A 24,492-nucleotide genomic window follows, 5' to 3' on the forward strand; every position below is an offset into this window, starting at 1 on the left:
TGAAAGGAGGACGCAATAGGGGAATCCTCCTCCTTTAGCTTCGTTTGGATCCCCAAAATAAAGAGAAACCCAAGCGTCTTGGAACAAGACGTAGGGTTTCTCGACAATCTGAGGGCCATCCTTTGCGGGATGGCCCTTTCTTTGATCTCGTATTTTTTGCAAGCAGAATAAGTGGATAGACCCCTTCAAATTGCGGTTTTGCTTATTTTAATATTCTTTTTTAATTACAAAAAATGAGCCCCGAATGGTACCAGCTAGTTTAGACTTCTGTCTGGCAAACTTAAACTTCTCTTCTAGCTCCTTTGGTATCTCCATCCCCTCAGAAAGCTTAAAACCAACGGCCCGCTTCTTAGGGTCATCAACCGTATACATGACGTTGATTGCAAGACCATCCTCATAAAAGACATAGGCAAATTTGATATTTTCCACTTGAAACTGCGACGTTTCTAAAGGTTTGGCCGCAAATTCAATATCACGTTCTTCTTTCAAAATCCGGTTCACATATTCAAGAGTCTCTTGGCTTTCACCAGCTTGTACAACCGTAAATTCATGCTTGTATTTGTTCATGAAATAACGGGCTTCATTAGCACGTAATCCAGCCAGTGCTTCTACTACAGGTGAAGACTCTAAACCAACTGTAGATACATTTTTAAAATCAACGATATAGGACATTTCCATCTCTCCTTTTATTTTATTATTTCCAAAAAACTTGCTGTTATTTATGAAACAGTTCAGCTAAACGGATCTATCGGCAAAAATAGATGTATTAAGCATAAAAACAACCTTTGCTCACTTTAAATGTAAGCAAAGGTTGTTCGATCTACAAGATTACTTATCAATAATGTCCGTTATTTTCAACATTCTTGCAATTAATGCCGTGACCTCCGCACGCGTCATTGGTGCTTTCGGACTGAGAACCTCTGGTCCATTACCTTGAATAATTTCCGCTGCGATCAGTTGGGCAACATCTGCTTTTGCCCAAGCAGATACGTCAGGCGCATCCTTGTATCCAGCCAGTGCCGAAGCTGCTTGTTCTTCACTCAACGCGGCTCCTGAGTCTATCATACGGTATGCACGGGCAATCATCGAAAATCCCTGTTCTCTAGTAATTTCCTGATTGCCGTAGAAGCTTCCATCGTTGTAGCCGCGAACGATCCCGAACTCATTCGCAATGGCTACGGAAGCACCGTACCATGCTGAATCCGTAACATCCGGGAAAATATTTTGCGGTGCATCCTGACGCATTAAGCCCAGACCCAATACAACAATGTCAGCAAATTCCGAGCGCGTAACATTGCGGTTCGGCGAAAACGAATTGTTGCCCGTTCCTTCAAGATCAAGTCTTGCTGCAACATTGTTCGTGTCCATTTTGCCCCAATGGTTCTTCACATCGTCGAAATCTCGCGGATTCCAGATGACCGAATAGGAACCATGGCTGCGCAAGTCGTTAATTTGTGCGTAATAACGGCCATTGATTTTCGCTAAAACCGTCGGCACATGGAATACACTTCCGTCCGAATTAACAACGACACCTGTCGTGATACGGTTCGGATCGATACCTTCCGGAAGAGCGATGTACTTAGGCGCATATCCACTCAGTTGCTCAGATCTTTTCGTCTTACCGCTATTCGTGAAGGTCAAGTCGAGATCAACCGGGTTAACCAGCAGTTGGTAACCTTGCGCTGTCGCTTTATTCTTAGCGCTCTGAATCAATGCATCCGCTGAACGGGAGATGTTGATTTGAACAGCTATATCGTTTAATGCGGGGTTCCCCAATTGCTTGGACACCGAGTCAAGGTCCATCTTTCCGCCAGGAACAGGATAGATTGCCAGCTCATTGCTGATTTCGAGGTTTGCCTTTTTATCAGCCAATGTTTTCACAGTTCCTGCCGTTAATCCGTCTACTTTAAGATCGCCATTTTTAGGTGAGTGGATTACAAGTTTCTGTCCGTTGCCTTGTGCCAGGGACTCGTTCAGCTTGTTCAGATCAACTTGAACCGACGTTGTCGTACGGTCTTCTAAAGTTGACGTTTTGCCGGTTGCAAACGTGCCCTCCTTGTCGTTCACAGAGGTTTGGATTCCCGACTCATCCGGCTTTGTAGGTGTTATTGGAGTCGTCGTGCTTCCGCCACCAGTTCCGCTATTGTTTCCATTTGATGTTGAAGCCGACGTGCGAATCTTGGCGGACGCGCTGATGGTGGACGCGCTTTGTGTCACTGTTGCTTTCACTCGCGTTACAAACGAATACTCCGTATCCGGCGTCAGTCCAATGAACGTCGGGCTGCTTTGCCACGTTAAGCCGCCATCCTTGCTGTACTCCTGGCCGTCAACGGCCTGCAACGTGATGCTCGTTGCGGTCTTACTATCCTCTACCGGAACGCTAGGTGCCGGTGGACCATCCACTTTCGCGACCGGTGCCGTAGCCTCGCTTGCTACACTGCCAGTCGCATGCGTGCCATCAGCTATAACCTTCACGGTAATAGCCTTGCCGATATCGTCTTCAGTTAACGCGTAGCTGGCACTCTCCGCTCCCGGAATGGCGACTCCGTCGCGATACCACTGGTACATCGTCGCGTCTTCCGTCGTGTCCGGCGTATAGTTGATACCCGATAGATCGGCCGTCAACGTTTGACCAATCTGGGCTGTACCCCTGATCGACACGGTGCCTCCCATTACCGAATATTCCGGTGTTGTAACTCTCGTGCCACTTAAGTCTGTTGTAGGAGGCTCACCGATCATATCTTCAGGAACTGTCACAATTTGATAGGTGGTCCCAGGGTCAAGGTTATAAAAGGTTAAATCTGAACCCGTACCTGTTTTCCAATCACTGACCACATTGCCTTGTGCATCAGCTATAGCATATTTAACCAGAGTCGATGAAGGGTTTACAGTAATTGTTGTTTTACCGGGATTTACCGAATCTTTTCCTACTGCAACGTTATCATTTACTGTCGGCAATGTAATACTTTGCGTCTCAGTAACCGTACCTGGAGTTGTTGTACTTGCATTAAATGTCGTCGAAGCGGCAACTTTGTAAGTACCACCAGGCATTAAAGGTTGAAAGACAATTGGGTTTCCGTTGCTTGGATACCACCCGTGTGAATCGGCCATAATTTCATTGCCGTTTTGATCATATGCTTTATATCCTGTAACCGGGTTCCCGTCCAGATCGGTAACGCTCATCACCGTACTTACGTCAAGAGGGGTTCCAATGATTGTGCCGGAACCGTTATAAACGGAATAAACTGCTGACGTTACACTCTTGATACCGCTTGAAAAGCTTGCAACATCTTTTGTGGCAGTGATGACGTTAATGACACCAGAATCATACTCAACGATAACTCCTGGATCTTTATATTGGCTAGTAACACCGTGTGTATTATTTACGGGTAAGTATCCTATTTTAGTATCATCTTTGTCTAGCATAAGTGTAAGATGGGTAGGGATTCCATTTGGCAGAAGAGTTGCTTCCAGACCTGTTTGCTGATTCGGGTTTGTTACATACCTTGTTTCGCTATAAACAGAAGTGTCCCAATTAGGTCCTTGAGTTTTAGTAGCGCCTATAAAGCTTAAAAAATGCCAAATCCCTCCATCCCCCGCCCAGGGACTTTGACTTTTAAATTCTTTAAACATACTGGCAATCACAAACATTTCACCAGGATTGTCTGCTGTCGGCTCTACAAGATGTCCGTGATTGTTTGTTGCAATATCCACAGCATCTTTAAAACCCATGGTATTCTGTCTTGCCACATATACAAAATGACGTCCATTGTAGGTACGTACAGATGTTTTTCCATCGTTCAATGGTTCTCCTGGCGCTACATTTACTGTTACACTTTGGGTTTGACCTGAATTTTGTGTAAATGTCAGATTTCGAATAATGGCTTGAATTTCTTCATTAGTTGTACCGCTTGAAAAATTGAATACTCTATTTGTAGGTGTAGATTCGTCAGTAATAACGCCACTAATGTTTATGCCATTCGTCAACTCGGTAATACCGCTTGAAAGAGTTCCAACAGTAATTGTGCCATTATTTACAGTCACAATAAAGTATCCGCTCTCTTCATCAAGTCCTCCAAATGTAGCATTGGATAGCTGATAGGTTGATTCGGATAATCGAACAGGAGTACCAAGATCAAATGTTGGTGTATCCGCCGCTCTTGCCTCTAACGGATAAAAAGGCATCGTCGTCAACACCATAACGATTGCCATTAGAAAAGATAACATGCTTCGATTTTTTAATTTCATCTTTGGTTCTTTCCTCCTAATGAAAGTATTGAAATTCTCCCCGCCATGGTCAGATGATTATAACGCTATCTTGTCATGTCGCAACACCCCGTTCTGAGTTCAACTAAACAAATAGCGGAGAGAGACCGTAATGAGCGGTTTTCTATAAACCACATTATAGACAAAACTTCTAACCAAACTCTAACCACAAATAATAGATTTGACGGAAGTGAGCCTGCTCTCAACTTCGGACCAAAAATCCAACCATTTCCTTATTAAATAGATATCGTTTCTTACCGATATAGATATAGCATCAGAAATATGGATTCAATGTTCGACGATTGGGGGCTGCGTACGAATGAAGGTCATGTTGATAGACGATGAGCGGCTGGCGTTAGTCAGGTTGGAAAAAATGCTGGGGGAATTTCACGATTGCCAAGTAATCGGCTCCTTTTCGAAGGCAGAGTTGGCGATCAATCATATTGGCGAATTCAAACCCGACGCCGTCTTTCTGGATATTCATATGCCGGGATTGAATGGTTTGAGAGCAACCGAGAGAATACGTTCTGTCTCGCCGGACACGAAAATCATCTATGTGACAGCCTATGACGAATACGCGATTGAGGCATTCGAACTGGATGCGACCGATTACTTAATGAAGCCGTTAAGACGCGAACGCGTGAGCCGAACCATACAGCGTCTACGGGAGCGCGTTGTTGAGCATAAATTGGAGTCTCCGGAAGAAGGTTTGTTGTACCATTGCTTGGGTGCCATGCAAATCCGGAAGCCAAACGGGGAAATGGAGTTCCTGAAGTGGAGAACGACGAAAGCGAAAGAGTTGTTTGCCTACTTACTGCATCATCGCGGGAAACTCATTAGCAAGAACGCCTTGCTGGAGCTGCTGTGGCCGGAATTGGACGAACGCAAAGGGCTCGCCAACCTGCAGACAAGTATTAATCGGATTCGGAGCTTATGGAAGAATACGTTCGGAGAAGGCTATATATCCATCCGATATTCTCAGTACGGATATGTCCTTGAGTCGAAACAGCTGCTAATCGATGCGGAGGAATGGGAACAAGAGCTTCGCCGATTAAACCCTGTGTCCATTGAGCAGGCCCCTGAACATCAGCGATTGCTCGATATGTATCGCGCTAATTTTTACGAAGAGGATCATTATGTGTGGGCGGAGAGCGAACGCCAAAGGCTCAAGGGACTATGGTTGCAACATGCCCAGCAGTTGGGGCAATTCTATTGTTCTAACGACATGAATATGGAAGCGCTTGGGGTTTATCATCAAATACAAAAGCAGGATCCTCTGAATGAAGATAGTTACCTCACGCTTATGAATATATATGCTCGGCTGAGTGACGCCGATTCTGTTCATAAACAATATGAATTTATAGTTCGAATATTGAAACAAGAAGTAGCGACCGATCCCAGTATTGGCATATTGGAATGGTATACACGATGGAAAAAGTCAGATAAAAGCGTGGTGCACCATTAGACGATTGGACGCAATCTGTACCTGAAATCAAGCGCGTTACCTGGGCTGCATGGAGTCGGTTGACAAAAAAACCGTTCGTCCGATCGTTGTACCAAGGGATTGAACGAACGGTGGTGGGACTTATTAAATCCTATTGATAACGCAAGTGTAAGCGCGAGTGTTCTTATATTTATGTTTGGTTCATTTACGGATTTAGGCTAAGCCTTTTTTCTACCAATTTTTGGAACTACAAAACTGACAATTGTGCCTTGATTCGGAACACTTCGGATTTGCAGTCCTTTGCCGTATATTTGTTTCAATCGCCGATCCGTATTGAACAAGCCGATTCCCGCCCTTCCTTCCAGCCGACTGTCCAGGATACGCCTCACCGTTTCCTCATCCATACCTAAACCGTTATCTGCAACCGAAATTTCCGCATCATGTTCTTTTTCAGTAATTCGGATATGAATCTCTCCACCTTCATCACGACTTAGTAGGCCGTGTCGTATTGCGTTTTCGACAAGAGGCTGGATGCTGAGCGGGGGGACTTGCAAATGAAGCCTTGAGTCGACCTCCCAGCGAATGTTTAATCTATCCTCAAAACGTTCCTTTTCGATATACAGATATGAGCGGACAAGACCAAGCTCCTGGTCAAGTGAAACGAGCCGTTCCAAATTCCGAAAATCGAAGCTTGCCCGCAAGTAGTGGCCGAATGCTTCAAGCAAAGCGCTCATTTTATCATTATCGATTTCGCTGAGAGCGGCTATTGAATTGAGCGTATTGTAAAGAAAATGTGGTTGGATTTGCGCCTGAAGCCAGGCTGCTTCCATGCGCAGCCTTTCACGCACCGATTGCCTCAATTCAGTCAATGCCCGCACCCTGGACTTCAATTCCATCGCATCAACCGGCTTCGTTACGTAATCGTTGGCGCCAGACAAGAATCCGATATCTATATCTTCCGGTCTGCTACGAGCGGTCAGGAGCAAGATGGGTAGCTCCGAAATGGAAAATCGCTCACGAATAAAGCGGGACAATTCATACCCCGACATATGGGGCATCATAATGTCGGTAATGATCAAGTCCCATTCTCTGGTATCCAAAATGGCAAGCGCTTCAGATCCACTTACAGCTGTGACGACGGTATACTTTTCCGAAGCAAGGAGATTGCTCAGTATATTTAAATTGACGGCATCATCGTCTATGACCAGAATGTTTGGCCAATCAGCATCGGCCGCCGACTCCAGTTTGGTAATGTCAACGCGAGGTCCCGAGGAAACAGTAACGGCCGCTTCTGCATAAACGGCCGTTACCGGTGCAATCATTGCAGTCTCGCTTTGCCTGCTCGATACATCGGAGAACGGCAAGGCTAAGCTGAATACTGAACCTTGGCCCGGAATGGAGCTAACCTCCAACATGCTTCCATGCAGCTCCACCAGCTGCTTGCATATACTTAACCCGAGCCCGAGCCCATTTCCAATCGCCGTTATGCCAGAGTCCCCCTGCTCGTAAGGAGCAAACATCCTTTGCTGTGTCTTCAGATCTATCCCCATGCCGGTGTCGGCGACGACAATATTCGCCTTACCGTCCTTCACCTCAGCCTTTATTGTGATTTGTCCTTGATCTGTATATTTCACCGCATTGTGAAGCAGGTTGAACAAAATTTGCGTAAGCCGGTTTTCATCGGCCATGACACTAGGGAAGTTGACCGGAATGTCGTTGACGATACGAACCGGCTTGCCTTCCGTCAAGAAACGAAGCATATCGGTTACACCGGATGCGACTCCCTGAACGCGGACACTCCCTATGTGCAGGCGGATCCCATTCTCCTGAAGTCGTCTCATGTCCAGCAGATCGTTAAGCATGTATGACATTCGCTTGCCTACGGAAATAAGCAGCTTCATGTTCTCTCTGTTTTTGTCGTCTTTATCGTTAATTCCGGTATCCAGAACGGTCTGGGCGATGTTAAGTATGCCATGCAGCGGATTCCGCAATTCATGGGATGTGTTTGCCAGGAAATCGTCTTTCAGCTTGTCCACTTTCTGCAGCTTCTCGGCGAGCTTCGCCGTTTGGGTGGTAACGTGGAAATAGCGTTTGAACCAGAAAGACGCAAAAGCGAGGAACGCAACGATCAAGTCAATCGGGTAATAACCCATAGCGAGCAGACCCTTAAGATAACCCCCAATGATATTAGTCAAAATGCAGGTTAGACCAAAGACCAAATAAATGGCATTCTTATCGCTTATCAGGGCTGTACGCAGCGAGAACATCAGAAAGTACAAACAAGCTATTAAATCTATGGTGTAGTATACAGCCAATGCGCTCAGCCCATATCCCGCTGGCAATAGTACAATCGCCAGTGTAGCAATCACGCAGAGCAAGGGGAACCATCGGAACACCCTGTTCTCCTCATGCTCCGGCAAGAGACTTTTGGCAAACTGCAGCAGGAAGGCGCCTACTCCAATAAAGGACAGAAGGATGAGTTTAATGGACCACTCGTAGCTGAGGGCCGGCAGCCATGCCAGCAAAAGTTTATCGTCGTCGAGCAGTGTCATGACAATAGTACTAACAACGAGCATAAAAAAGTTGATCAAAGATTTATTCCGTGTTCCGATCACGTAAAGAATCAAGGCATACAAGGCATGAATCATCAGAACGACAACTACGACTATCTGCATGTTAACGGAAAACCCTACTTCTTTTTTCACCGCTCGTTCACTGCCGAACTTGATCGATCCAGTCACACCGCCTCTTATGCTGTTGTCATAATTCGCGGCATGTACGACAATATCAATTTCGTCAGTATCGGCCTTGAAAATAGCGGTATAGGGCGTGCTTCGGGCTGTATACTGCTGTTTGTTCTTTGCTGGTTGCCCATCTTTCGCCAATAGACGACCGTTTACGTATAGCTCGGACGATGTAGCCACATTCGGAACGCGGATGCCATAGGTTAGTTCGTTATCCAGGTCCACCTTGACGCGCAGACGATAAGAGCCATAGCCATATGGCGAGTTGTTCGCGGATAATAACGAGTCCCACTTTCCGGGAACCGGGATGAACATCCTCCCTTCTCGGGATGAGAGTGTGTTCGACTCGCCTTGTTTCACAAATTTGCCGGGATAAAACTCCCACTCTCCGTCTAATGTAATCGTGCGATCATTGGTGAAGTCGAAACCGCGCAAATCCAACTCGCCCCGAACCGCATGAGGGTGATCCGGCGACGTCAGAAGAAATGCCCAAATGATTCGAATCAGGATTAAGGTGATAAAGAATGACCCTGTAATAAGGACCGCTTTTCGTTTTGTCATCATAATCCAACCTATTTCGACAAAAACCAGGAAATCCCTTTGATGATAACTATTAAATCTTGAAAAATGGAACATATGCTGATAATCACAGCTTCCATACCGGGTATTGATGGTCGTATCTACAATGCCCTCGACGATGCGCCGATTTCCGTTGCAGAGTTGCTTCAGCTTCATAATAGCGAAATTTTGTCGGAAGCACTGCATCAGGATTATTATCCATAGGACATGATCGTTGATACAACACGTATAAGAAAGGAATTACAATATCGACCGATTTACCCGTCGTTCTATTCGGCGAAAGATACAGGGGCATTTTAAGGACAAGGATATAATACCACAGAGTTTCGGAGGCAAAAAAATCGCGTCCTCCAAGTGGAGAACGCGATATGAAGCAGTTTGATTTCGTGTTTCAATATCGTCATTAACGCTTTCGGGCAACCACCGCTAACCGGCCGTTTTCGGTCGAGTACTCGCACGTGGACAGCACAATAAGCTTGTCGCCATACCGGGCTGTTACTCCAGTGTCATAAAGAGCGAGTTCATTGATGTTCTGAACATACGAATCGAACTCGGCGGGCGTACTTACATTCTCAATCTGGTAGTATTTAAAAACGTCGTCCGATTTGCGATAAACTTTTGAAAGAATAACGGCAACTATCTCATACTCTTCCTGTTCGTAAAGCGTGCTGAACTGGAACGTAGCATGCTCTTTATAAAAGCTTTCGTTCTTGTACTTCATTAAATCTTTAAACATCCAGCCGCTTTTCATGTGATGTCCATGAATCAGCAAAATGTCCGAACCGTTAGTCCGGCTATGCGCGTCCAAAAATGGGAGGCCGCCTTTGTTTTCCTTTTTATCGAAGTCATGATTGAGATAGTACTCGGCATCCTGTAGATTCTGCATGACTGGGTACTCAATTCGGGTGCCGTCAATCTTCAGCCAGCCGACGATGTCCGAGTTCCTCTCGTAAAGCTCTCGAAATTCGGGAAGCATGACCGGCTCATTCGCCTTATTGAACAAAAAGGAGGGGAATGCATCCCCTCCGAATTTATCCGAACCTTCCTCCCAAACTTTTGTCAGCTCTTCGATTTTCTGCTGCTCAGCATAATCCCGCAGGAGAGTTCTCGCAGCACTAACGAGAGAAAATACCAACACAAGGAAGGAAACGGCGATAAGAATTTTTTTAGTTTTGCTCATTTTCTTACCGCCTTTCCGGTCACTGGATGTGCTTTTTCTTCTTGTTACCGAGTAGACAGAACCCGATCGTCATCAAGGACATCAGCGCCAAAGCCATATAGAAGATTGGCGGTACGCTGTTGTCTCCAGTCATCGGAGCATCGTCCAGCTCGTTGTTACCGTTGCCGATTTCATTGTTACCGTTGCCGGTTCCGCCGTTACCGTTGCCGGTTCCGCTGTTACCGTTGTCGGTTCCGTTGTTACCGTTGTCGGTTCCGTTGTTACCGTTGTCGGTTCCGCTGTTGCCGTTGTCGGTTCCGCTGTTACCGTTGTCGGTTCCGCCGTTACCGTTGTCGGTTCCGCCGTTACCGTTGTCGGTTCCGCCGTTGCCGTTGTCGGTTCCGCCGTTGCCGTTGTCGGTTCCGCCGTTGCCGTTGTCGGTTCCGCCGTTGCCGTTGTCGGTTCCGCCGTTGCCGTTGCCGGTTCCGCCGTTACCGTTGTCGGTTCCGTTGTTACCGTTGTCGGTTCCGCCGTTGCCGTTGTCGGTTCCGCCGTTGCCGTTGCCGGTTCCGCCGTTACCGTTGTCGGTTCCGTTGTTACCGTTGTCGGTTCCGCCGTTACCATTGTCGGTTCCGCCGTTACCGTTGCCGCCGGTTCCGCCGTTACCGTTGCCGCCGGAACTGATCGGCTTCATTGGCACATCGTATTTTACAATGTCAAAATCGACAGAAATCGTATCACTCCTGTGCGTTTCGTATCCGTCCTTCGTTACGATCAGATAGTAATCCGCTTCAGGAAACACCATGTAAGCATAGAAGCCATTTGCGTCGCTATCCTGCTCCGGGCTCTCATTGTCGTGCGGCGGAAAATTCGGAACCTGAGGAAGCGTTACTTTCGTATCCGGAATGCGGCCGTTATCTCTATTCCGCTGCGTATCCGCATAATACAATGTAACTTTGGCTCCATCAATTTTCTTGCCAGTGGTGGCATTTCCTGTCGTTTCATCATAAACCGTACCGTAAGGGTCGACCAATTCCTCGGAAATATTCAACTCTCCGTTAGCCTTCACGTCCAGTTGCGTCACTTTGAGGAGCAGTTCCTCGCCGGTCTCAGCTTTATAACGAACTTCCATTGTGTACTTCTGCTCGCTTAGCCCTTCCACGGAGAAAGTTCCGTTCAAAGCCATTGGGAATGCCTTGGGACGACCGTTCTCCATAATATAATTGCCGTGCTGATCCTTCAAATAGATATGCATATGGCTGGTAAACGAATCGTTAAATAGCTCTTTCGCTCCATCCGGCTGCTTGAACAGAACGATCCCTACCGCCGTAATGTCCGCCGGAACGGTCTCGCCGGTCACGCTGCCGTCCACATTTGCTTTTTGCGTGAACTCGACAGGGACATCCTTCCCGCCTACCTGATACCTCTTCGTATATGTGATCGTATAGTCGGTATCCGCTGTGACTGGGACCGAATATTCACCCTTCTCATTCGTCTCCACCTGAAGCTCCTTGCCTGTCTTCAGATCGGTCACTGTAATGGGCGCATTCGGAATGGCTTCTCCTGTGTTGTTGTCACGCAGTACGCCTTCCAGATACGGGCGGGTATTGACAAAGTGTGCTTCGGCCACTTTTTTCTCCGGAATGGTGCCTGTGCGAACGAGACTTTCGGGATCCGTCACATAGCCGTCATTCGTATAATCATCTTGGGTCACCTTATACTGGAGATCTGTCGGAAGTCCTTGCACAACGAGCGTCTGGCCATCTGCAAGCTCGAAGGTCTCTCCGCTCTTAATTGTGCCCTTGCTGCCGTCTGACTTCTCATAGGAGTAGGATTCGCTCTCTCCTTCGCCTGTGAAGGTGACCGTGTACTTGAACGGCTTCTGTTTGTCTTCGTCTTTGCCTTTAACCGTGTTGCTGATTAGTAGGCCGCCCTTCAAGACTCGCAAGTTCGTAAACGGGGCAGCTTCATCTTTGCCCTCCACGATTCCGGTATAATACCGTTCCTCAGGAATGGTCACGTATTCGTCGGCTGTGTATTCCTTCTGGGTAATGGTATATTTCAGACCCTTAGGCAGATCCAAAATATCCAGTGTCTCTCCATCCTTGAGCCTGAAGGTATCACGGGACTTGATCGTCCCTGTGCCACCGCCCGACTTCAAGTAAGAGTAGCTTCCATCCTTGCCTGTATCCTCAAAGATGACGGTGTACTCGAACTCCTTCGTCTTGTCGCCGCCGTTGCCCATGACCGTATTGCTGACGGTCAGCTTGTTAACGGTTCGCTCATTGATGAAGTCCACCTTGTGGTCGCCTTTATTCACGATTGTTCCGGACAGCTCTCTCGTATCCGGCGTGATGGTATAACCGTCAACGGTCGTATAATCGGCCTCCGTTATGGTATAGACCAGATCCGCAGGCAATGTAGGGAGCGTCAGAGATTCTCCGTCCTTGAGGGTAATCTTGTCTCCACTCTTAATCGTGCCAGACGTATTATCCGACTTCTGATAGGCGTACTCTCCGTCCTTGCCTTCGCCGGTGAAGTTCACGGTGTATTCAAAATTCTTGGAAGAGTCGCTGCCGTTTCCTTCCACCTTATTGCTGATGGTCAGCTTTCCTTGCGCTGGCGTAGGCACGACCAACGGATTATCAGAGGTTACTTTCACACCGTCTACCCAGATGGGCTTTCCAGGCGTATTCCCGACGTAAACCTGATAAATTCTCGTAGTTGGCAACCATGTCGTTGTGTCAATATAAGTTTCCTTCAGCTCATAATACCCTGGATCTGGGAATAGCAGATTAAGTTTTCCTCCGCTATCGGTTGTTCCTTTAGCGACTTGAGTTCCGTCGCCTTTCTTATAGAGCGTAAACTCTACGTCTTTTAGCGGATTGTTGTCGGGATCTACCTTTTTCAGGGGCAGCAGGGCATTGGAGCTTGAACTGCCGGCCACGTCTGAACTGTCCAGCGTGCTTTCACTTTTGGCACTGACAGATTTCAGCTTATCATCGCCCATCAGCTTTACCTCGTTGCCCATTTTATCGCCAGCATTCGCTTTAGAAGGATCAACCTCGGTTTGGTACACAAACTGGTAAAACTTATTAGGGTCGTCCATTTTAAATAATAGAACCGTGGTGCCGCCCTCACCTGGCCCGGCCTCCACCTGAACTTCTGAATTCGGGTCGCTGAGATTCAGTGCAGCACCGTCTCGTTCAAGAGCACCGCCGGCAGTCAGTTTAGCAGGATAGACTGCCATACTAGGCGCTGTCAGCACAAGCTTTCCGTTTACTTCATAGCGCAGATTCATACCTGCACCTAGGGTATCCTGTAAATAAACACCCTGCTCCATGTTGAATGGCGGGGTATAGTTTACCGTCCATTCCAGCACCCCTGGAACTGGCTTAGTTACCGATTTGCCCAGAGTCTGAATAGGTACAATAACTTTGCGCTGTTCGGTGAGAACCTTCTCTTCTCCGCCCCATGTCATATGTAGGTCGGCTTTGTTATACAGCACCTGCTTGTCTGTGCCGTTGGTGGTGTACTCCTCTAAATATTTCTCTAGAGCCGTATTGGAAGGTCTTGCCTTAACCAGAATGACATAAGGGCTTTCCAACTTGGAGAAGGTAAAGGTGCCTTCATTGCCGCTATGGGAGAAACTCGCCACATGAGCAGGACTGTTTGGCTCAATGATTGACACGGCGTTGTTTCGGACCCCATAGCCAGTGCCGCTGACATTATCCGAGTAGCCCTTATAAAGCTCATAGTCCTTTCCCTCTCCAAAAGGAACGAACTCCCAACCCTCGGGCAAGGTGTCCACCAGCTTAACATCGGTGATAACCCGACTTCCGCCGTCTTTCGCCATTTCGACTGTGTTGTAGCCCGGCATATTGATGCTTAGGCGGAAGGTGACCGTCTTAGTTATTCGGTCATAACCAGCTAAGGTGTATGCATCGCCGCTTGATGAGCTGTCATAACCGATATAGCGTTGAACGTTGTTCGGAGTATACCATGTGTCAGCCGTCCCATCCCCCTTAATAGGATAGGATGCCGTAAGCATATCCTTGTTCAGCATACGCAGGTGAAGGTTGGCGCTGTTTTGCGCTTGTTTTACGGTTTCGCCGTCAATGAGCAAAGCCCGATTCCAGATTGTTTTCCCTGCGTTAATATCCTGTCTGAAGAGGATGTCTGTGTTGGTCTCAAGGGTACGGAAGCTGAAGGATGAAGCTACTTCGGTATAACCGGTCACCTTGATCAAATCAGCCACCACTTTACCGTCCACGGTCAAAGGAATATTTTTCATGGTCAGGCTATTTGCATTGGTCTTCAAAGTTCCCGACTGGTATTGCTTCCAAAGCTGCGCAGAATTGACGTTTCCTTTGATTTTCGCAATCGTTTCCGCACTCACTTCGCCCGTTTCATCCACAGCGTTGTCCAAGACGTTCAAATCTCCGCCATGCACCAGCACATCGTATACCGCAGCATTTGGCAAAGCATACTGTGGCGTTAGATTAACGGTCCATGTGATACTGCCCAGGTTATAATCCTCCATCGTAATAGCGCCTGTTTTTGTAAAAGTGTGCGCCCCAATGGTGACAATTGCCTCGTCAGTCACTGCGTTAGGTCTTGTGCCAGTCATTACATCGTTGTTCTGTATGCCATTTGGTGTATCCAAATTCCAGTTGGCACGAGGATCGATTCTGAAGCTGGAACCGCTTTTCACCTTGCTCTTAATTACTAATTCTACTTTACCGTTAATATCCCCAAAGGAATAAACTCCGTTTGAATCTGGTGTAATTTGTGTTTCTTCAGATACAGTGCCATCTACCGTTGTCTTCCATGCAGCCGATTCAAATTCCAGCCCAGCAGGTAATACATTGGTTATAGAAAAGTCCTTTAACCCTTTTTTGTTATATTGGTTAACTGTTACTTTCCATGTAATCGTTTCATTTGGATGGTCATATGAAGCCGAGGCTTGAATCCAGTCGGGTGCTACCCACGTTTCCCGTACTGCGCTGGCTTTTACAGCAGCACTCTCATCCCTCAGTTCAACTTTTGGATCAAAACGCTGTCCATTAGATCGACCGGGATCAAGCCCCACGCCCCGATACTCTTTATAAAACAAATCCTTATTGAACCATGCTTGATACTCAACCTTCGGGTCCACACCAGTTCCCGCTGGGAAGATGTAGCTCAGCCCGCCATCAGCATCTATGGTTGGCTCTACCGTAGTGCCGTTTACCTTGAAGGAGCCCGGTACATAGACCATTCGGTAATCGGCAGGCTTCGTATAGAAAGTCATCCCATCTAGTGGCAGCTTGATTGCTGCATCAAGCACATCAAAGGAGGATGGAGTAGACTGGATGGTCAGATAACCATCCTGATAGGCTGGCACGGTCACATACCACCAAGTCCAGCTCCCATTCTTTGGCCAGTTGTTTCCTGTCAAGCTAATGCTGTACGCCGGCGTAACATCAGGGTTCTTTAGCTCATACGCTCCCCCGAAAATCGAGATAGGCTTTGTATCGCCGTAATTTATGCCCGTTACATCCGAATTGGCAGTGGTTTCAAAGCCGAAGGTAACCGCTTTTCCAACACCATTGAAAAACCAATCGTCGCCATTAAATACAATCTTGATGCTATTTGGGGTGAAATAAGCGGTGCCAAGCTGTTTCACTCCAAAATCAGTTGTGGCCATCAAGGATTTGGTTGCTGTTGGCAGCACCACTTCCTTGAAGTAGGGATCCCTGTTTAGCTCGATCGAGTCTCCCTTCTGAATGTACTTGGTCGTGTCATTTTCATCCGGCGTATTTGCATAATCCCCCTTTACCGGCACCTTGAGGCCCTCTGATTTGAGGGTAAATGCCTGTCGGCCCTGAATTGTACCGCCTGGAGCAATTTCAGCTCCCTGCGTCACCTTCAGCGGAAAGGTTGAATTAGCATCCATGAACACCACCGTTTTGTCCGTCACGGCTGCCGCCATCATTATGGAATTGTTCGGCACATCGTACACTGCCTCAGTTACTGATTGCGGTTCGTCCGCACTCGGCGCGCTCTCCGCATATGCAGGGACAGAGAATGCCACCGTCTGCAAGACAAGCATAATTGCCAGGCAGAAAGAGAGTATTGCTTTACCTATGCTGCGTTTACGTTTCAAGACACATTTCTCCTCCATTCCCGAAACTACTGATATACTTCCACCCAAATTTCGACACTTTCTTTCCTAGTTTAAAAACCTGGACTCTACAAAATCTCTACAATGTATATAATTTCCTTCTCCTTTTAAATTTCAATAAAAATCAACCACTGACAGACTTCAAAGCGTTAAATATAGATCGCAATTATGGCTTCCTAACATCGCATTAATTTTGAGAAACCAAAAAAAATTTGGCCTATTCCTCGTGTGAGTTTTTTCCTTTATATGCATAGTTCGGGGTGTGGAGAATGTGTGATTTATTGTGTTTTTCTAGAAATTTTATTCCATTAGAGGGTGTTCGGAAACGGTACTGTAAAAAGCAAAACGAGCCTGCCGGTAATGGCGCAGGACTCGTCTGTGGCTATGCTGCGAGGAGATACGTCGGTCAATTGTCACTGGTCCGAATCTTGACGAGCAGGCTGCTCTTGTGCAGGTAGGGAATCGTGATGCCGAATATCCCGAGCTCGATTTGAAGAGATTACCAATGATTCTTTGGTTAGGAAGCTGGTACGGAAAGCACCGGGATAAAATGGTTGCCTCCGTACATTTGCCGATTACCGGACGATTTTAAAAGATGAACAGAGGGCTTCCGTCCTACAGTTCGCTGTAATTGGCAGTAATGCCCAACGGATTGCTAAAGTGATTACTCTCATTAACCGAGATTACGCTAAGCCTCTGCGTATTGATGAGCTAGCTAGCAACAACTGCTAGCATGAGCGCATCTTCCTTGCACACTCATTTTAAAGAAGTTACTGCAATGAGCCCCTTGCAATATCAAAAACAAGTAAGCTTAGTAGTCTCAAATCTGCCCGCTTACGCTTTTACTTACTTTAATATTGTCCTTTAATTACAAAAAACGAGCCCCGAATGGTTCCAGCTAGTTTAGACTTCTGCCTAGCAAACTTAAACTTCCCTTCCAACTCCTTTGGTACCTCCATCCCCTCAGCAAGCTTAAAACCAACGGCCCGCTTCTTAGGGTCATCAACCGTATACATGACATTAATGCCAAGACCATCCTCATAAAAGACGTAGGTAAATTGGATATTTTCCACTTGAAAACGCGACGTTTCTAAAAGGTTTGGCCGTAAACGCAATATCACGCTCTTTCAAAATGCGGTTCACATACTCAAGGTTTTCCTGACTTTCGCTTGCGGGTACGATCGTAAATTCATGTTTGTATTTGTTCATAAAGTAGCGGGCTTCATTAGCACGTAAACCAGCTAGCGCTTCTGCTACAGGTGAAGACTCTAATCCCGCCGTAGATACATTTTTGAAATTAACGATATAGGACATTCTCATCTCTCCAATGAATTCGTTTATTTTCTAACAACAGGAATCCATATTTCACCATAGACGAGGCCGTCTCGCTGCCCCATCTCAACCGTTGCATTGGGTCCACCAACATAGGCAAAAATTTGGGCTTCTGGCAAGACTTGACCAAAGGCAATACCTGTAAGCTTATTGCTCATCTCTTCGGCCGTATTTCCTTCGCCTTTAACGACGAGGTATTGCCCCTTCGGAAATTGAATAACTCTGTGCTCTTCCGGTACCGATGCTTCTGTCATGACACCAGCATAATACATCATTTTGTGATTTACAGCTTCGTTCACGGCAAAAATGTAGTCATTCATGGCAATGGCCTTTAAAGCGTTAAGCCTTCCATCCTGCTCCACTGCCCGCCAAAAGTTTTCCTTTTCCTTATTCATGCCGGCATAATCTGTGTAATCGCTCTTCAACTCCGTGCCAATACCTAGAACGATAAAGCTTTCTTTTTCCTCAAGGGTATACACTGCCATGATCAACACTCCTTTTTTTGAATGAACTAAATAATTTGTTTTTTCACTTGATACGTTTATAATAGCTATAAATCATGTCAAAATATGATACTGTTTAGAGGGACACATGAAAAAAGTTGAACGGATTAACATCATCATGCGGTACATCAACAACCGCGCCCACTTTACTATTTCTGAAATCATGCGAGAATTCAACATCTCTCGTTCGACGGCGATTAGAGATGTCAGAGAAATTGAGGCGATGGGAATGCCGCTTGTCGCCGAAGTCGGGAGGGACGGGGGTTATTTTGTCATGAGTAACTCTGTCCTACCCACTGTCCGCTTTACCGATAATGAAATTAAAGCTCTTTTTATTGCCTTTATGGCCACAAGAAACCAACAACTCCCCTATCTTAAGAGTCGCCAATCTTTAGCGGAAAAAATACTCGGCCTCATCCCGAAAAACCAGCAGGATGATCTTGTTCTGTTAAATCAAATTTTGCTGTTCGAAGGAACCAACCCCCACAATCCCGACCTGCTTGATCTGACAGATCTGCCCCATCCTACTTTAGAACAACTCATCCAAATTCTTCTTATTGACAGCTATTTAGTGGTTTCCGTCGAAGAAGGAAGAGAACTAAAGTCTTATCCCATTTACCTCATGCATCTATATCGTGAAAAAAGCTCATGGCAAATTGAAGGCTTTGACTTAGATGAGGAAAAGAGGCGGATCATTCCTGTCGACAATCTCACCGATGTCAAACCATACCCTGAGAAAAAAAGAATAAGCAAGAAGATGATTGTCGAACAACTAAGCAAGCAGGAAGAAGCCATCAACCTGGTCCTCGAACTCGGTCCAAAGGCGATTGCCCAGTACAAAAAATACTATCCCTTACATATTTCCATTTCATACACAAATCCTTATCAAACTACAGCTGTTCTAAAAACATTTATCAATGTTCATCATGCGGAGGAATTGGCTGAAATAACAAATTGGCTGCTTTTTCTAGGGGGTGACATCAAGGTTAGGAAGGTGCCGAAAGAGGTTTTGGAGATTTTGCAGGAGAGGGTGGATGTTTTAGGAAACCGTTGAAAACCATAATAATACCTTGTTTCCATATTCCCGTTAAGCCAAGCGGATAAAGCGCTGGAGAAAAGCGAAGCAAGACCTGGACGGGGAAAAATTTTGCTGAACGCAAGCTCCATCTAACAATGAAACAACACGAGTGCATAGCGCACTACGTGTTGTTTTCTTTATTCACATCGAATAACCCTAACCGATCGTATGGTTAGGCATTTTTGAAATGCATGTCGACTTGGGGTACTTACAGTGGGCAACCTTATAGTGGTAAAATATAGATAAGAAATATTGGAGGTGAAGGTATGTATGGCTGAGTACAAAGATAGTAGGAAGTTAAACTTTCTATTACGGCACCTAGAATATCACTATACCTACAATAAAACGTTCAATAATGAGGAAGAAAAGGAGAAGAAGCTCCCCCATTTTATAGTTGATCATCCCGGCCGCGTCGCGGGGAATCCCCCTCCGCCGCTCTGGGTGCGAGTAGCTTTCTCGGGAGGGCGATGCCAATGAGGGATGCTGCGGAGGGTCAGCAGAAGCACGGGCAGCAAGAACATTTCGAGACGCTGCCGCTGTTTTCCACCTCGGATAAGAACGGACGGATGACTATGCTCCGGCCGGGACGTCGCGTCGGACGCGCGGCTCCGTTAATGCCGTGGCTGCTTACAGCTGCTGCACTGTGGTCGCTGACAGGCTCCGTGCCGTTCGGTGCATTGCTCGGCATGGCGCCGACACCGGCAATCAGCATGCTCCTCGGTCATCCGGTCACAGTCGGCGTCGCCGTTTTGCTGTTGTTCGTCGCGATAGGTACGACCGGCGGAGTGTACTCGCGATCGATTGAGCAGTTCGGACAGACCAGGGTGGCCGGCCTATTCGCGACGCTATCGGTAACAGGAGGGCTCGTAGTTGTAGCGGGAGTCCTCCTGCTCTGGACGCTGACAAGCGACCTGTCGCGCCCCTTTGACCTCGAGGCTCTAGCGACATCGCCGACGATCCCGCTAGAGCTCGGAGCAGTCGTCGGAGCTAGCTTCGCCCTCTGGGCCGCCATTACGCTTCTGCGGTTGCCCGGCTCTATCTCCCATGCCCGGCGGCGTCAGGCGGACATCGAGCGACTCCGCGTGGAGGGTTCGTCATGCACCGGGACGTTGACCGCCGTGAATTTTACTAACAGTTGGCTCTTTAATTTCCCGTTGTTCACGGTTGAGGTAAATTATATCGTTGATGGTGCTCCCCGTGTCGTCTCAGCACACATGCGCACCAGCGCCGACCGCGTTCCCCTCGTCGGGTCGCGAATGATCGTGCTGACCGACGGTCGCGGAACCACCCACGTGGAGCTGGACCTGGCGAGTGGAGCGGCATTCGAGCCGGACGTAGAGAAGTACGCCCCGTCGGACGGTTGATTTTGCGGCCCTGAACAGCTGCCATCATTGGAAGGGTATGATTTTATTCCATATCTCCCTCGTTTCACTTTAATTGCAGGGCTAATTCTTAATTTTTCGCCGTTACTTGTAATATGGCTCTCCGCGCTATCTGTAACAGCAAGATTTAGGACCATCCTCTGAAATAGCCCTTTCTTTTTCTCGCTTTATTCAAATATCGTACTCATACGCAACAAGATTACACTTAGAACTTTTTCTTTCTTGCCCTTACGAAAAAGACTATAATCACCGCAAGTATTATTGCTATTGCAACTACGATATACAAATCGATATCTTGTTCAAACATAAACCACATCTTGTGTTCTAAGTTTACTTGTTGTTTTGGTTGAACTCCTTCACCGAATAGTTCAGTTGCTTGGCTCAGGTTATTCATTTCGATTGTCGAACTGCACGGACTACTGCTTAATTCGCCATCCACTTCGCTAACGTATATTAAGTATTTTTTGCCTTCCCTGAATTCAAAACCCCAATTGTAGTCAGTTGCGACAATGATTTGAGAGTCAACTTCAATATTCCAACTTCGTTCAACTTCTACTATAAGATATCTAATTTTTTCTTTTGTCCCCGTAAACCCCTCTTGCTTCAAGTCAACCTTTATTTGCTTAACTTCACCGTAAACGGCTCCACTATATATCTCTAATGCTTCTTTGGGACTTCCCACTTCAGCACAGGACAAAGCTTTAGCCTGTTGTCCATTTGAAACAAAAAATACGGTAGTGAAAAAAAATATTAACGTGAGTAAACGAAGTTTCAATTTTCTCACCTGCTCTCATGATGTTTTTTATACATTCTTATTGACTTCTTAAACAGGTGGAATGTTGCAATGATCTACCCTTTAGCTTGAAACCGATTCAAGCAGTTTTTGGTACATATATCATAATCGTGAACTAGAGCCAAGCCCCCTTTTCAGGAGGTATATAGATTGAGAATCATTAAAACAGGGCCGGACATTGTCATTTTGCATCGCGCGGAAGTGCTTCCCTGCGGCGCTCCGCTACAAAAAGAGCTTGCCCTTATTTATGATACGGTTCAGCTTAATGGGGCTATTGGCGAAAAATGCGAAAGGAGCTGCCGCCGTCAGCTCCTTTGCTTCAATTAGTTCTGGTGCGAGTATCATTTTCTGACCCGTTTACCCACTGGAATACTCTGAGCAAAACGAAATACATTATGTGGATCGTACTTTCGTTTCACCTGCTTCAATCTGCCAAAGTTCACGCCATAATACGCCTTGGGCCAGTTCTTAATCTGTAAATCGGGGAAGTTCACATAATCCCCCTTAACAAAGGGACGTAACGCTCTGCGGAACCTTTTCACCCACTGAATATTCCGCTTCTGCTCCCCGTTGTTCCTCCAGCGTGCTGACAGTTCGTAGATGGTCTCAGCTTTTCGATGAGGATAGGCGGTTGCAGTAGGCGATACTCGACTCACCGCGCTTCCTGAACCACCTAAGCTTTGACTCCACACGGTAGAATGCTTGTTGGGTGCTTTGGATAAAAAATCACGTATAATTCGCACTCCTTCACAAGGCAAAGGTTGAAGCCCATAAGCCCCGCTTATTTTAAATTTCGGCTCCAAATTCAGGTCCGATTCGGCAAAAAATTTGGTTGCTTCAATAAAAGGCACTGTCTTCACCAGCACCTTCACCGGAGTGCCTGCTCGCAAGAGCGGTCTAATCAATCGACGCAGTTCCTCTGCACCGCCAAGTAATTGCCCGGTAGATTCAATCGTTCCCACCTTCTTGGCAGCCACCTCAATGGTTGAGGTTAAGCGATTCGTGACAGATGGGGCCCAGTGCTGCCAAACCGGCAACACCTTCTCCAAATCGCCCCATTTCCAAGTGACGCTGTATATAGAAACCGTTGAAATGGGTCTAACCCGAAAAGTATAGGCTGTAGCAACGCCAAAGTTTCCTCCCCCGCCGCCTCGTGATGCCCACAATAGATCGGAATGTTTCCTCTTGTTTGCCACAATCGTCTTTGCTCCATACCGCCCCGAAGCTACGACCATCTTCACTTGTTTCAAGTTATCGCACGTAAGTCCATATTTGCGGGACAGAAGTCCAATACCGCCTCCCAGGGTAAGCCCGGCTACGCCTACGTCGGGCGCTGTCCCAGCCGGAAGTGCCACACGCTTATTCCACAGCTTTTTGTACACTCGGGCAAGTGGATTTCCCGTCTGTACTATGGCCACCCTATTTTTTCGATCAACCTTAACCTTATTCATCTCGCTTACATCGATAATAATACCGCCATTTACAGCCGAGAAACCTTCATAGCTGTGCCGCCCGCTGCGTACTCGCAGCCGTACACCATGCTCACGAGCCCATTTGACTGCGTTGATCACATCCTGAGTTCGTCTGCAAAAAACAATGACCTTTGGAAATTTGGAAAATCGCCTATTGAACTCCATTCTGGCGGCATTATATGACGGATTGCCCGGAAATACGAGCCGCCCTGTTAATCGTGTACCTCTCTTTTTCCGGTTTTGTGTCATCCACTTTACACCATCCCTGTTCATGGCATTAGCCTTTCTCATCAGCTTATGTAGGGATACTTGACCTAGTAGCGGCAAACGCCCTGTTTGTATCGTAAAATAGTTCAAATCGCCGTCACTTATGGTATGGTTCTCCGCGCTGTCTGTAACGGCAAGTTTTTTAGGCCATCCCTTGTGGGGATAGCCCTTCTAGTACATCTAATGAACATCAAACACTTGAACTCAATAACTCACCGAATTCCTTACCAAGGGATATTAATTAAATTGAAGTGAATTATGACGAAATGCACTTATTTACCTTGGCATCCTGCTGTTTCAGCCATCTCAAAATCGCTTGGTTTGTTTCTTCCGGCTTTTCTTGCTGGATCCAATGACCGCAATCCAGATTGACCACTTCCGCATTGAGCACGAACTTTGTCAAGTTTTCTGACTTTTGAACCGCATCCCGGTCGCCGTAGATCATGAGAGTCGGCTGTTGAATGATTGGGTTCACCTCCGCCAATAAGCGCCAGTTGCGGTCAAGGTTCCTGTACCAATTTATGCTGCCCGTGAACCCTGATGTTTCAAAAGCAGAGACGAGAACGGCCAGTTCGCTGTCGCTCATCAAGGGCTCACCCAGTGGTGTTTCTGCTCTGGCGAGTTTGATCAACGCCATACCTGGCTGAGGCTCTGTGGGGGGCTCGTTCTTCCTGTACAGGTTGCGAAGGAACCGGAACGTATTGTCTTCGAATACGGCGTCCGCGACGCCTGGCTGTCGATTGAAGTGGACGAAATAGAAGTCGCCGCCAAGTATTTCTTCCATGAACTCGATCCAGGGTTTTTCTCCGCGCTCTTGGTAAGGCAAGCTCAGATTTATCACTTTGCTTACACGGTTTGGATGCAATAAGGTCAGTCCCCAAACGACCATTGCACCCCAATCATGACCGACAAAGGTGGCGTCTTCGTAACCGTAGTGATCGAGTAGTGCGATGAGATCACCTGACAAGTGTTCAATGTCATAGTCTGTTACTTCGGTCGGACGGGATGAGTTGCCGTAACCCCGCTGGTTTGGGACGATGACATGGTAGCCCGCTGCGGCAAGAGCGACCATCTGATGACGCCAAGAAAAGGCATGCTCTGGCCAGCCGTGACATAGGACTATGGGTTTTCCGGCATTTTGTCGGCCTGCTTCAAAAACTTCGAGTTCCACACCGTTGACTGAAATAAGGGTGGGATTGGGAAAATCGGTTGGATTAAACATTAATCAAAACCTCCTTCTTGTGATACATGTAGTATAATGGACAAAAGGTGACATCTAGGTGGCACCGTTCTGAAATTATGTAGAA

General features: G+C 46.9%; 14 protein-coding genes and 1 pseudogene. 5 read left to right on the top strand and 10 right to left on the bottom strand.

Annotation, left to right across the window (positions count from 1 at the left end):
* Positions 1 to 207: 207 nt before the first annotated feature.
* Entirely contained in the window at positions 208 to 672 is a 465-nt protein-coding gene (locus AC50X8_RS29835; RefSeq protein ID WP_494861400.1) for a DUF8821 family protein, read from the bottom strand.
* 156 nt (positions 673 to 828) lie between these two features.
* Positions 829 to 4,248, bottom strand: coding sequence for an S-layer homology domain-containing protein (locus tag AC50X8_RS29840; protein WP_494883181.1), 3,420 nt, complete (start codon positions 4,246 to 4,248; stop codon positions 829 to 831).
* Between the two features lie 349 nt (positions 4,249 to 4,597).
* Between AC50X8_RS29840 and AC50X8_RS29845 the strand changes: the two genes are divergently transcribed.
* On the top strand, positions 4,598 to 5,731 hold the full coding sequence (locus tag AC50X8_RS29845) for a response regulator (RefSeq protein ID WP_494883183.1): 1,134 nt from the start codon (positions 4,598 to 4,600) through the stop codon (positions 5,729 to 5,731).
* A 197-nt stretch (positions 5,732 to 5,928) separates the two neighbouring features.
* Here AC50X8_RS29845 and AC50X8_RS29850 read toward each other — a convergent pair whose 3' ends face one another.
* The gene (locus tag AC50X8_RS29850) at positions 5,929 to 9,015 is read right to left on the bottom strand and encodes a hybrid sensor histidine kinase/response regulator (protein WP_494883185.1); all 3,087 of its coding nucleotides are present in this window, start codon (positions 9,013 to 9,015) and stop codon (positions 5,929 to 5,931) included.
* Between the two features lie 75 nt (positions 9,016 to 9,090).
* Between AC50X8_RS29850 and AC50X8_RS29855 the strand changes: the two genes are divergently transcribed.
* Complete coding sequence (locus AC50X8_RS29855) at positions 9,091 to 9,237, top strand: hypothetical protein (protein WP_235533170.1); 147 nt, start codon at positions 9,091 to 9,093, stop codon at positions 9,235 to 9,237.
* A gap of 199 nt (positions 9,238 to 9,436) precedes the next feature.
* Here the strand turns inward: AC50X8_RS29855 and AC50X8_RS29860 are convergent, their stop codons facing one another.
* The 4 genes and pseudogenes from AC50X8_RS29860 to AC50X8_RS29875 form a co-directional block, all read right to left on the bottom strand.
* Positions 9,437 to 10,213, bottom strand: a complete 777-nt coding sequence (locus tag AC50X8_RS29860) for a class B sortase (protein ID WP_494883187.1) — start codon at positions 10,211 to 10,213, stop codon at positions 9,437 to 9,439.
* A 19-nt stretch (positions 10,214 to 10,232) separates the two neighbouring features.
* Positions 10,233 to 16,340: a DUF7601 domain-containing protein gene (locus tag AC50X8_RS29865; RefSeq protein WP_494883189.1), complete on the bottom strand. Its 6,108-nt coding sequence runs from the start codon at positions 16,338 to 16,340 to the stop codon at positions 10,233 to 10,235.
* 869 nt (positions 16,341 to 17,209) lie between these two features.
* A pseudogene (locus tag AC50X8_RS29870) lies at positions 17,210 to 17,672 on the bottom strand (DUF8821 family protein).
* Positions 17,673 to 17,695: 23 nt separating this feature from the next.
* On the bottom strand, positions 17,696 to 18,175 hold the full coding sequence (locus AC50X8_RS29875) for a GyrI-like domain-containing protein (protein WP_056036206.1): 480 nt from the start codon (positions 18,173 to 18,175) through the stop codon (positions 17,696 to 17,698).
* A 106-nt stretch (positions 18,176 to 18,281) separates the two neighbouring features.
* Between AC50X8_RS29875 and AC50X8_RS29880 the strand changes: the two genes are divergently transcribed.
* Complete coding sequence (locus tag AC50X8_RS29880) at positions 18,282 to 19,247, top strand: helix-turn-helix transcriptional regulator (RefSeq protein ID WP_494861413.1); 966 nt, start codon at positions 18,282 to 18,284, stop codon at positions 19,245 to 19,247.
* Between the two features lie 497 nt (positions 19,248 to 19,744).
* On the top strand, positions 19,745 to 20,635 hold the full coding sequence (locus tag AC50X8_RS29885; protein WP_494883191.1) for a hypothetical protein: 891 nt from the start codon (positions 19,745 to 19,747) through the stop codon (positions 20,633 to 20,635).
* 223 nt (positions 20,636 to 20,858) lie between these two features.
* On the opposite strand, the gene AC50X8_RS29890 is transcribed toward AC50X8_RS29885, so the two are convergent.
* Positions 20,859 to 21,428 (bottom strand): hypothetical protein, encoded by a 570-nt coding sequence (locus AC50X8_RS29890; RefSeq protein WP_494883193.1) that lies wholly within the window; start codon positions 21,426 to 21,428, stop codon positions 20,859 to 20,861.
* 168 nt (positions 21,429 to 21,596) lie between these two features.
* Here AC50X8_RS29890 and AC50X8_RS29895 point away from each other — a divergent pair, with 168 nt between their 5' ends.
* A complete protein-coding gene (locus tag AC50X8_RS29895; RefSeq protein ID WP_494883195.1) occupies positions 21,597 to 21,773 on the top strand; it encodes a hypothetical protein in 177 nt (58 codons plus the stop codon).
* Positions 21,774 to 21,787: 14 nt separating this feature from the next.
* Here the strand turns inward: AC50X8_RS29895 and AC50X8_RS29900 are convergent, their stop codons facing one another.
* Positions 21,788 to 23,167 (bottom strand): FAD-binding oxidoreductase, encoded by a 1,380-nt coding sequence (locus AC50X8_RS29900; protein ID WP_494883270.1) that lies wholly within the window; start codon positions 23,165 to 23,167, stop codon positions 21,788 to 21,790.
* A gap of 274 nt (positions 23,168 to 23,441) precedes the next feature.
* Positions 23,442 to 24,407, bottom strand: coding sequence for an alpha/beta fold hydrolase (locus tag AC50X8_RS29905; protein WP_494883197.1), 966 nt, complete (start codon positions 24,405 to 24,407; stop codon positions 23,442 to 23,444).
* Positions 24,408 to 24,492 lie beyond the last annotated feature (85 nt).

The sequence above is a fragment of the Paenibacillus sp. JT22N15 genome (genome assembly GCF_059383755.1).

What these genes read in the sequence shown, in the direction of transcription:
- AC50X8_RS29835 (WP_494861400.1), bottom strand. Translation starts at nt 672, where the DNA reads ATGTCCTATATCGTTGATTTTAAAAATGTATCTACAGTTGGTTTAGAG.
- AC50X8_RS29840 (WP_494883181.1), bottom strand. Translation starts at nt 4,248, where the DNA reads ATGAAATTAAAAAATCGAAGCATGTTATCTTTTCTAATGGCAATCGTT.
- AC50X8_RS29850 (WP_494883185.1), bottom strand. Translation starts at nt 9,015, where the DNA reads ATGACAAAACGAAAAGCGGTCCTTATTACAGGGTCATTCTTTATCACC.
- AC50X8_RS29855 (WP_235533170.1), top strand. Translation starts at nt 9,091, where the DNA reads ATGCTGATAATCACAGCTTCCATACCGGGTATTGATGGTCGTATCTAC.
- AC50X8_RS29860 (WP_494883187.1), bottom strand. Translation starts at nt 10,213, where the DNA reads ATGAGCAAAACTAAAAAAATTCTTATCGCCGTTTCCTTCCTTGTGTTG.
- AC50X8_RS29875 (WP_056036206.1), bottom strand. Translation starts at nt 18,175, where the DNA reads ATGGCAGTGTATACCCTTGAGGAAAAAGAAAGCTTTATCGTTCTAGGT.
- AC50X8_RS29880 (WP_494861413.1), top strand. Translation starts at nt 18,282, where the DNA reads ATGAAAAAAGTTGAACGGATTAACATCATCATGCGGTACATCAACAAC.
- AC50X8_RS29885 (WP_494883191.1), top strand. Translation starts at nt 19,745, where the DNA reads ATGAGGGATGCTGCGGAGGGTCAGCAGAAGCACGGGCAGCAAGAACAT.
- AC50X8_RS29900 (WP_494883270.1), bottom strand. Translation starts at nt 23,167, where the DNA reads ATGACACAAAACCGGAAAAAGAGAGGTACACGATTAACAGGGCGGCTC.
- AC50X8_RS29905 (WP_494883197.1), bottom strand. Translation starts at nt 24,407, where the DNA reads ATGTTTAATCCAACCGATTTTCCCAATCCCACCCTTATTTCAGTCAAC.